Origin of the sequence: Pseudomonas sp. EGD-AK9 (assembly GCF_000465935.2) — a bacterium.
Taxonomy (GTDB): Bacteria; Pseudomonadota; Gammaproteobacteria; order Pseudomonadales; family Pseudomonadaceae; genus Aquipseudomonas.
In genome coordinates, this window is the sequence record NZ_AVOF01000238.1 from 1 (window position 1) to 5162 (window position 5162).

The 5162-nt window shown below is 67.9% G+C and carries 8 protein-coding genes; 2 read left to right on the plus strand and 6 right to left on the minus strand.

Annotated features, from left to right (window positions below; translation table 11 throughout):
- Nucleotides 1-66: 66 nt before the first annotated feature.
- The gene (locus tag N878_RS12065; RefSeq protein WP_021443906.1) at nt 67-1098 is read right to left on the minus strand and encodes an NAD(P)-dependent alcohol dehydrogenase; all 1032 of its coding nucleotides are present in this window, start codon (nt 1096-1098) and stop codon (nt 67-69) included.
- A gap of 175 nt (nt 1099-1273) precedes the next feature.
- On the opposite strand from N878_RS12065, the gene N878_RS12070 reads away from it, so the two are divergent.
- Nucleotides 1274-1843, plus strand: a complete 570-nt coding sequence (locus N878_RS12070) for a pseudouridine synthase (protein WP_021443907.1) — start codon at nt 1274-1276, stop codon at nt 1841-1843.
- A gap of 82 nt (nt 1844-1925) precedes the next feature.
- On the opposite strand, the gene N878_RS12075 is transcribed toward N878_RS12070, so the two are convergent.
- The 5 genes from N878_RS12075 to N878_RS12095 form a co-directional block, all read right to left on the minus strand.
- Nucleotides 1926-2318 (minus strand): globin, encoded by a 393-nt coding sequence (locus tag N878_RS12075; protein ID WP_021443908.1) that lies wholly within the window; start codon nt 2316-2318, stop codon nt 1926-1928.
- 59 nt (nt 2319-2377) lie between these two features.
- Nucleotides 2378-2596, minus strand: a complete 219-nt coding sequence (locus N878_RS12080; protein ID WP_003240295.1) for a DUF2788 domain-containing protein — start codon at nt 2594-2596, stop codon at nt 2378-2380.
- Nucleotides 2597-2686: 90 nt separating this feature from the next.
- The gene (locus N878_RS12085; protein WP_021443909.1) at nt 2687-3166 is read right to left on the minus strand and encodes an Lrp/AsnC family transcriptional regulator; all 480 of its coding nucleotides are present in this window, start codon (nt 3164-3166) and stop codon (nt 2687-2689) included.
- A gap of 390 nt (nt 3167-3556) precedes the next feature.
- Nucleotides 3557-4441 (minus strand): cation diffusion facilitator family transporter, encoded by an 885-nt coding sequence (locus N878_RS12090; RefSeq protein ID WP_021443910.1) that lies wholly within the window; start codon nt 4439-4441, stop codon nt 3557-3559.
- Between the two features lie 7 nt (nt 4442-4448).
- Nucleotides 4449-4868 carry a hypothetical protein gene (locus N878_RS12095; protein ID WP_021443911.1) on the minus strand — a complete coding sequence of 140 codons (420 nt, stop codon included), beginning with the start codon at nt 4866-4868 and terminating at the stop codon, nt 4449-4451.
- Between the two features lie 131 nt (nt 4869-4999).
- Between N878_RS12095 and N878_RS29525 the strand changes: the two genes are divergently transcribed.
- On the plus strand, nt 5000-5162 hold a 163-nt coding region (locus N878_RS29525), incomplete at its 3' end, for a hypothetical protein (RefSeq protein WP_021443912.1).

A 5162-nucleotide genomic window follows, 5' to 3' on the forward strand; every position in this document is an offset into this window, starting at 1 on the left:
GCCAGCCGCGCCGAGCTCAAGCGCGCCCTGGAGGGCATCGTAGCGGCCTGGCCGCTCGCCTGAGCCTCAGCGGCTGGCGTCCAGCACCACGCGGTAGCGCGCCTTGCCGCTGCGCAGGTGGTCGATGGCCGCGTTCACCTGGCTCATGGGGAAGTGCTCGACCTGCGGCAGGATCTGGTGGCGGGCGCAGAATTCGAGCATGGTCGCCATGCTCGCTGGCGAGCCCACCGGCGAGCCGGACAGGCTCTTCTGCTGCGGGATCAGGTTGAACACGTGCACCGGGATGGCGCTGGGCACTATGCCGACGAAGTGCAGGCGGCCCTTGCCGCGCAGGGTGGCGATCAGCGCCTGCCAGTCCAGATCGGCGCTGGCGGTGACCAGGAGGAAATCCAGCGTGCCGGCAATCGCCTTCATCGCCGCGCTGTCGGTGGAGGCCACCACCCTGTGCGCGCCCAGGCGCTTGGCTTCGTCCTGCTTGCTCAGCGAGGAGGTGAAGGCGGTCACCTCGCAACCCCAGGCATTGAGAAAACGCAGCGCCAGGTGGCCGAGGCCGCCGATGCCGACCACGCCGACGCGGTCGGTGGGTTTGACGTCGAACTCCAGCAGCGGGCTGAACACCGTGGAGCCGGCGCAGAACAGCGGGCCGGCCAGCGCCGGGTCGAGGCCTTCGGGCAGCGGCACGGCCCAGGCCCAGTGCGAGCGCAGGCGGTCGGCGAAACCACCGTGGCTGCCGACTATGGTCGGTTTCACCGAGCGGCACAGCTGGTGCGAGCCTTCCATGCACGAGCCGCAGTGCATGCAGCTGCCCTTGTACCAGCCGATACCGACGCGCTGGCCCAGCGCGAGGCCACGCACCTGTTCGCCGAGGCGGACGATGGTGCCGACCACTTCATGGCCGGGGATAAAGGGGTAGCGCGCATTGCCCCATTCGTTGTCGATCATCGACTGGTCGGAGTGGCAGATGCCGCAGTATTCCACCGCCACTTCCACCTCCTCGGCGCCCAGCGGGCCGGGATCGTAGCTGTGGCGTTCGAGCGGGGCGCCCGGGGCGGTGGCGGCCCAGCCGCTGAAGGTGGCTAGTTCGGCGCTGCTGCTCATGACTGACTCCTGTTGCGAGGGGACTGAATCAGCAGCTTAGTCGCCGCGTTACGGCGGGGAAGCACCATCAGCGCCGCTTATCGTGAGTTACACTGCGCGACCCAGTTCCACCGAAGCCCGCCGCATGTCCCGCCCTCGTCCTCCCGCCAGTCGCCGTCCCGCCGCCCCGCGCCGGGTGGCCAAGGCGCCGCCCGCGCAGCCACGGCTGATCCTGCTGAACAAGCCGTTCGATGTGCTGACCCAGTTCAACGACGAGCAGGGCCGCGCCACGCTCAAGGATTTCGTCGAGGTGCCCGGCGTCTACCCGGCCGGGCGCCTGGACCGCGACAGCGAGGGCCTGCTGCTGCTGACCAACGACGGCCGCCTGCAGGCGCGCATTGCCGATCCGAAACACAAGCTGGCGAAGACCTACTGGGTGCAGGTGGAAGGCGAGCCGAACGAGGCGCAGCTGCAGCAGTTGCGCGACGGCGTGACGCTTAATGACGGTCCGACCCTGCCGGCCCAGGCGCGCCTGTTGGACGAACCGCAGTTGTGGGAGAGAAATCCGCCGGTGCGCTTTCGCAAGAGCGTGCCGACCGCCTGGCTGGAACTGGTGATCCGCGAGGGCCGCAACCGCCAGGTACGGCGCATGACCGCCGCGGTCGGCCTGCCCACCCTGCGCCTGGTGCGCGTGGCCATCGGCCCCTGGTGCCTGGATGGCCTGCAGCCGGGGCAATGGCGCGAGGTGCCGGCGCGGCTTTCGTAGGCTGGATATGGCGAAGCCCTGTCCACCTCTGCCCATCCCATGGCGGACAAGCCTCCGGCATGTCCGCCATACACGCTGGCCCTCAGTAGCCCGCCTTGATCACCGCGATGCCCTTGTTCAGCACCTCGCGCCAGGCCTGGCGAATATCCGCATCGCACGCCTTGTCGTGCGCGCTGATGCTCAGCAGCAGCGCGTCGAGCCACAGGTCGTAGAGTTCGGGGCGGATGTCCAGGCGCTGGCGCGAGTGCGATTCGCCGAGGGCGCGCAGCTTGGTATCGGGCAGGCCGCGGGCGTGCATCACCAGGTTGAGGATGCCCTGACGCAGCAGCTGCTTCTGCCCGCTCATGTCGGTTTTGGCGAATTTCTCGCGGATCAGCGGCGAGCTGGCGAGGAAATGGCGGTAGAAATCGTCGAAGAAAGCGGGGCTGGCGCAGCAGCGTCCATAGCTCTGCATCACCAGGTTGGCGGCGCTCATGCAAACTCCTTGTCAGTGGCGGCGCGCTTGCGCCTGGCTCGTCCGTGCCGTGGTCGGCCTCAGCCGTGAATGCCGCGGGCGGTCTCGATGATGTAGGTGATGATCGGCTTGGCGAGGAAGGCGAACAGGCACAGGCCCAGGCCGAGGAACAGGATGGCGGTACCCAGGCGGCCGGCCTTGGACTTCTTCGCCAGGTCCCAGATGATGAAGAACATGAACAGCATCAGCCCGCCGACCAGCACGTACATCATCAGGGCTTCGAATTGTTCGGTTTCCATGGGGCCTCGTGGTTCGGACGGCAAACGCGGGGCGCAGATTATACGCGCCCCGATTCGCCCTGCGGCATTTCCGCGCTGGGCCTGCGACCTTCAGTCGCGCAGGTGCTGCAGCGGCAGCTGGGTGCTGGAGAGGATCTGCTGCAGGACGAAGCTGGAGCGCACGCTGGAGACGCCGTCGATGCGGGTCAGGGTGCCGAGCAGCAGCTTCTGGTAGTGATCCATGTCCGGCACCACCACCTTGAGCTGGTAGTCGGCGTCCATCCCGGTGACCAGGCAGCATTCGAGCACCTCCGGGCACTTGCGGATCTGCTCCTGGAAATGCTCGAAGCGCTCCGGGGTGTGGCGATCCATGCCGATCAGCACGTAGGCGGTCAGGCTCAGGCCGAGCTTCTTGCGATCGAGCAGGGCGACCTGGCCGAGGATGTAGCCGTCGTCCTCCAGCTGCTTGACCCGCCGCGAGCAAGGCGAGGGCGACAGGCCGATGCGTTCGGCCAGCTCCTGATTGGACAGGCCGGCGTCGCGCTGCAATTCGGCGAGAATGTTGAGGTCGTAGCGGTCGAGTTTGTCCACTTTTGGCTCGCTGTCTGATTAGATTGCTTTTAATCATGCGCGCTTAGTTAAAAATTGCGCAAGTGGCAGGTTTGTGAGCAATGTTCGCAATCTTTCTTCGGCGCTGCGGGCGTAAGCTTTCTTTCAGTTTCACGGCCCGGACGACAAGTCCCACCGGCCTCGCCCAACCAGGCGAGCCGGCGCCGGCGATCCCACCGGATCGCACCGGCACCCGGGTCCGCACTGCCCAACCAGGCGGGCGACGAAAGCGGCGACAACACCGCCAGCACCGGACAGATTTCCCGAGGGGGCCGCAAGGCCCCTTTTTTATTGGTCGCGTAGACGGCGAGTCGGGTTCGTAGGGTGCGCCGCGCACCAGCCGCTCATCGGCTCTGGGCGCGAGCGGCCGCCTCAGCGCTCGACCAGTTCCGGCGGGTCGGCGTGCACCAGCACCTCGGCGCGCGGGAATTCGCTGCGGATCGCCGCCTCCACCGCCACGCAGTGGGCGTGGGCCTGGGACAGGCTGATCTCGCCGGGTAGTTCCAGGTGCAGCTGGACGAACCAGCGGGTGCCGGAGATGCGCGTGCGCAGGTCGTGGGCGCCGAGCACGCCGGGCACGCTGCAGGCCAGCAGGTGCATACGCGTGCTGATCTCCGGGGCCAGTTCCTGATCCATCAGCACCGCCACCGCTTCGCGGAGGATGCTGACGGCGCTCCACAGGATGTAGCCGGCGATGCCTACCGCGAACAGCGCATCGCCCTGCTGCCAGCCGAGACTGGCCAGCAGCAGGGCCAGCAGGATGCTGCCGTTGAGCAGGATGTCCGAGCGGTAGTGCAGCGAGTCGGCGTGGATCGCGGTGGAGCCGGTCTCGCGCACCACGTGGCGCTGGAACAGCAGCAGGGCGACGGTCAGCGCCAGCGACAGCAACATCACCGCGATGCCCAGGCCCTCGGCCGCCAGCGGCTGCGGCGCGAGCAGGCGCTGCACGCCCTGAATCCCCACCAGCACGGCGCTGATGCCGATGAACAGCGACTGGCCGAGGCCGGCCAGGGCTTCGGCCTTGCCGTGGCCGTAGCGGTGATCCTCATCGGCCGGCTGCAGGGCGAAGTGCACCGCCACCAGGTTGATCAGCGAGGCGGCGCTATCGAGCAGTGAGTCGGTGAGCCCGGCCAGCAGACTGACCGAGCCGCTCAGCCACCAGGCGATCGCCTTGGCCAGCACCAGACTCAACGCCACCGCCAGCGCCGCGGCGGTGGCCAGGCGCATCAGTCGGGCATGCTGGCGCTGGATCTGCATGAGTGGCTCAGGCCGCCGGGCGCAGGCCGAAGGCGGCCAGTTGCTGGACGCTGCCGCTGTGGCGGATCAGGCGCGGGTCGTCCAGCGGCAGTTGGTGACCGGTGCTGCGCTCGATCAGCGCCTTGAGGCCGGCCTGGTCGAGCTTGCCCTCGGCATCCACCAGTTGCTTGAGCTGCTGCGGGTCGAGCTGGGCGGTCTGGCCGCCGGGCAGGTAGATGGCGCCGGTGGCGAAGTCGATGGCGAAGGCGATCAGCCCGGGAATGACGAAGAACAGGATGCCGATGGCATCCATGGCGGCGACCGCCGGGTCGATCTTGCCTTCGATCTGGCCGCGGCGGTCCGGGTAGAACAGGGTGCCGCAGGCGGTCAGCTGGGTGAACAGGGCGACGGCGAGAACGCCGGCGATAACGCGGGATTGCGTGCGCATCGAGCACCTCCAGGGAGAAAAGTGGCGCAACTATAGCAAGGCGGTGATTGCAAAACTGCTGCCCGCTGCTTCAGACCTGCGGGTCTGTTGGCAGTTCGCCGCTATAATCGCCGGCCTGCCGTGGAGAGCCCATGAACGCCCTGCCCATCGATGCCCTGCTGCCGGCCCTGCGCGAGGCCCTGGCCGCCCGTGACGAAGCCGTATTGGAGGCGCCGCCCGGCGCCGGCAAGACCACCCGCGTGCCGCTGGCGCTGCTGGACCAGGCCTGGCTGGCGGGCCAGTCGATCCTTATGC